The organism is Streptomyces durbertensis (genome assembly GCF_014156695.1).
Taxonomy (GTDB): Bacteria; Actinomycetota; Actinomycetes; order Streptomycetales; family Streptomycetaceae; genus Streptomyces; species Streptomyces durbertensis.
The window spans coordinates 1-3,271 of the sequence record NZ_WMLF01000537.1 but is presented as its reverse complement, the minus strand read 5'-3'; the positions used below and the strand labels follow the sequence as shown (position 1 = coordinate 3,271).

Here is a 3,271-nt window from a genome sequence, read left to right as displayed (position 1 = left end):
CACACTGTTGAGTTCTCAAGGAACGGACGCTTCCTTCGGATTCCCTTCCGGGCTTCCTCCGGGCGCTTCCCTTCGGTGTTTCCGACTCTATCAGACTCTTTTCCGTTCCGTTTCCGGCCCGGATTCGAAATCCGATTCCCCGCTCGACGGCACACAGCAACGAACCGGCGTTTGCACGCCAGCGCTGCCGCTGTATCGCGGAGAGAAGATTTGTCGGGTGCCGCCCGTGCTCTCGGCGCCGGGCAGGGGTACGACAGTACAGGGCCCGTCGGACCGAGGCAAATCGATTCCCTCCGGCCGTCCCGAGGGCCGCGCACTCCGCCCGCTCCCGGGCCTCGGTCCCGTGGCCTCGCGGCTGTCCGGAATCAACGCTTCCCATGACTTAGGCTTCTCGGACGGCACGCGCCCGCGCACGTGGGAGCCCACGTGCCAGCACGTACTCGCCCCTTGGGAGGCTTCCCATGACCACCGTGACGTCCCCGCTCGCCGGACGTGTCATCGGACTCGCGGCAGTGCCCGACCCGGTGTTCTCCGGCTCCATGGTGGGGCCCGGTACCGCCGTCGAGCCGCTTCCCGAGCCGACCGTGGCCGTGGCGCCGGTCGACGGCATCATCGTCTCCCTTCATCCGCACGCCTTTGTGGTGGTGGACCCGCTTGGGCACGGAGTCCTCACGCACCTGGGCATCGACACCGTCCAGCTCAACGGCGACGGCTTCGAACTGGTGGCCGCGAAGGGCGACACGGTGCGACGTGGCGATCCGGTCGTGCGGTGGGACCCGGCCGCCGTCGTCCGGGCCGGCAAGTCGGCGGTGTGTCCGGTCGTGGCACTGGAGGCGACCGCCGACGCCCTGGCGGACGTACTGGTGGACTCGGACGTGCGCAGTGGCGACACTCTCTTCCACTGGATCTGACACCAGGCCGCCTCCCAACGAGACAGCCCTACCCCCTACGCGCGGGCCACAGCGCCGTGGCCCGCGCGACGAACAGCACGACGGCGGTGGGAGACCACCGCACGGACCGGAGACGGGTGAGATGGACGCAAAGCTTCGAGGCGTCGGTGTGAGCCACGGTGTGGCGATCGGCGAGGTACGCCACATGGGGACGGCGGTTCTCGAACCGCCGGCCAAGCAGATCGACCCGGACGACACCGAGCGGGAGCAGCAGCGGGCGCGGCAGGCCGTGGAGGCGGTGGCCGCCGACCTGAACGCGCGCGGCAACCTGGCCGGTGGTGAGGCGCAGGCGGTGCTCGAGGCGCAGGCGCTGATGGCGCAGGACCCCGAGCTGCTGGCCGACGTGGACCGCCGTATCACCGTGGGCAGCACGGCCGAGCGGGCGGTGTACGACGCGTTCGCGGCCTACCGGGCGCTGCTGGCCAGCGCGGGTGAGTACTTCGCCGGTCGGGTCGCCGACCTGGACGACGTGCGCAATCGGATCGTGGCGCGGCTGCTGGGTGTCCCGATGCCGGGGGTGCCGGACAGTGACGAACCGTTTGTTCTGGTCGCCCGTGACCTGGCGCCGGCGGACACCGCGCTGCTCGACCCGGCTCTGGTGCTCGGCTTTGTCACCGAGGAGGGCGGGCCGACCAGCCACAGCGCCATCCTCGCCCGGGCGCTCGGGGTCCCCGCCGTGGTGGCGCTGCCGGGCGCCGGTGAGCTTGTCGAGGGCACGGTCGTCGCCGTCGACGGCAGCACCGGCGAGGTGGTGGTGAACCCCGACGAGGAGGAGCGGACGGCGCTCGCCAGGGCCGCGGAGGAGCGCAAGGCAGCCCTCGCGGCGGCCAGTGGCCCGGGCGCCACCTCCGACGGTCACAAGGTGCCGCTGCTGGCGAACGTGGGCGGGCCCGCGGACGTTCCGGCGGCGCTGGAGGCCGGCGCCGAGGGTGTGGGCCTCTTCCGGACCGAGTTCCTCTTCCTCGACGACAGCAAGAGCGCTCCCTCCGAGGAGAAGCAGGTCGCGGCCTACCGCCAGGTGTTGGAGGCCTTCCCCGAGGGCCGTGTGGTGGTCCGCGTCCTGGACGCCGGCGCGGACAAGCCGCTGGACTTCCTCACCCCCGCCGACGAGCCGAACCCGGCGCTGGGCGTGCGCGGTCTGCGCACTCTGCTGGACCACCCGGAGGTGCTGCGCACCCAGCTCACCGCGCTTGCGAAGGCGGCCGAGGGTCTGCCGGTGTACCTGGAGGTCATGGCGCCCATGGTGGCGGACCGGGCGGACGCGAAGGCGTTCGCGGACGCCTGCCGGGAGGCCGGTCTCCAGGCGAAGTTCGGCGCGATGGTGGAGATCCCGTCGGCGGCGCTGCGGGCGCGCTCGGTGCTTCAGGAGGTCGAGTTCCTCTCGCTGGGCACCAACGACCTCGCCCAGTACACCTTCGCGGCCGACCGGCAGGTGGGCGCGGTCGCACGGCTTCAGGACCCGTGGCAGCCGGCGCTGCTGGACCTGGTGGCGCTGTCGGCCGAGGCCGCCAAGGCGGAGGGCAAGAGCTGCGGGGTGTGCGGTGAGGCCGCCGCCGATCCGCTGCTCGCCTGTGTGCTGACCGGCCTCGGGGTGACCAGCCTGTCCATGGGCGCGGCGGCCATCCCGTACGTGCGGGCGACCCTGGCCAAGCACACACTGGCGCAGTGTGAGCGTGCCGCCTCGGCCGCCCGTGCGGCGGACAGCGCCGAGGAGGCCAGGCGCGCCGCGCAGGCGGTGCTCTCCGGGGAGTGACCGTCCGGGCCCGGCCGCCCGACCCGGCCGTAGGCCCCCGGTCTTCTGACCTCTGACCGGCCGTCCCGCGCCCTGCGCGGGGCGGCCGGTTGTCGTCTGTCGACGGGTCAGTCCGTGTCGGGCAGGGGGAATCCTGAGCGGTGCTCCACGCCGGGTTCCGGGGCGAGGGGTTCACCGGTGTACGGGTCGGTGCAGTAGGCGGTGAAGACCTCGGCCGCGGTGAGCGGGCGCAGGCGGCTGCCGACCAGCCGCCAGCCGTGCACGGTCTCGCCCTCCCGGTGGGTGGTTCGCAGCACGACGCCTCCGGTGCCCAACGTGGCGATCCCGGCGGCGAGTACGAGGGCGAGTGCCAGGGCGGCCTCCCTGTTGACCTCGACCTCGCCGGTGGTCCGGTCGTCGATCGTGTGGAGGGCGGCGGTGAGCGACTGGCCGCCGGCGGAGTCCGGGAGCCGTACCGAGCACACGAGGTGGTGCCGGCCGTCGCCGGCGCCGAGCAGCAGGCCGGCGATCAGTTCGACGGCGCGGTCGCAGGCCTCGCGAAGGGTGGGCGTCGGGTCGGGGGTCAGGG

The 3,271-nt window shown here is 72.7% G+C and carries 2 protein-coding genes and 1 pseudogene; 2 read left to right on the top strand and 1 reads right to left on the bottom strand.

The window, feature by feature from the left end:
- The first annotated feature begins 461 nt into the window (after positions 1 to 461).
- Positions 462 to 911 carry a PTS sugar transporter subunit IIA gene (locus tag GL263_RS23955; protein ID WP_182857828.1) on the top strand — a complete coding sequence of 150 codons (450 nt, stop codon included), beginning with the start codon at positions 462 to 464 and terminating at the stop codon, positions 909 to 911.
- 121 nt (positions 912 to 1,032) lie between these two features.
- The gene (gene ptsP, locus GL263_RS23950) at positions 1,033 to 2,703 is read left to right on the top strand and encodes a phosphoenolpyruvate--protein phosphotransferase (protein ID WP_182857827.1); all 1,671 of its coding nucleotides are present in this window, start codon (positions 1,033 to 1,035) and stop codon (positions 2,701 to 2,703) included.
- A 107-nt stretch (positions 2,704 to 2,810) separates the two neighbouring features.
- Here ptsP and GL263_RS23945 read toward each other — a convergent pair.
- Positions 2,811 to 3,271, bottom strand: a pseudogene (locus GL263_RS23945) (hypothetical protein); the annotation flags it as partial.

What these genes read in the sequence shown, in the direction of transcription:
- GL263_RS23955 (WP_182857828.1), top strand. Translation starts at nt 462, where the DNA reads ATGACCACCGTGACGTCCCCGCTCGCCGGACGTGTCATCGGACTCGCG.
- ptsP (WP_182857827.1), top strand. Translation starts at nt 1,033, where the DNA reads ATGGACGCAAAGCTTCGAGGCGTCGGTGTGAGCCACGGTGTGGCGATC.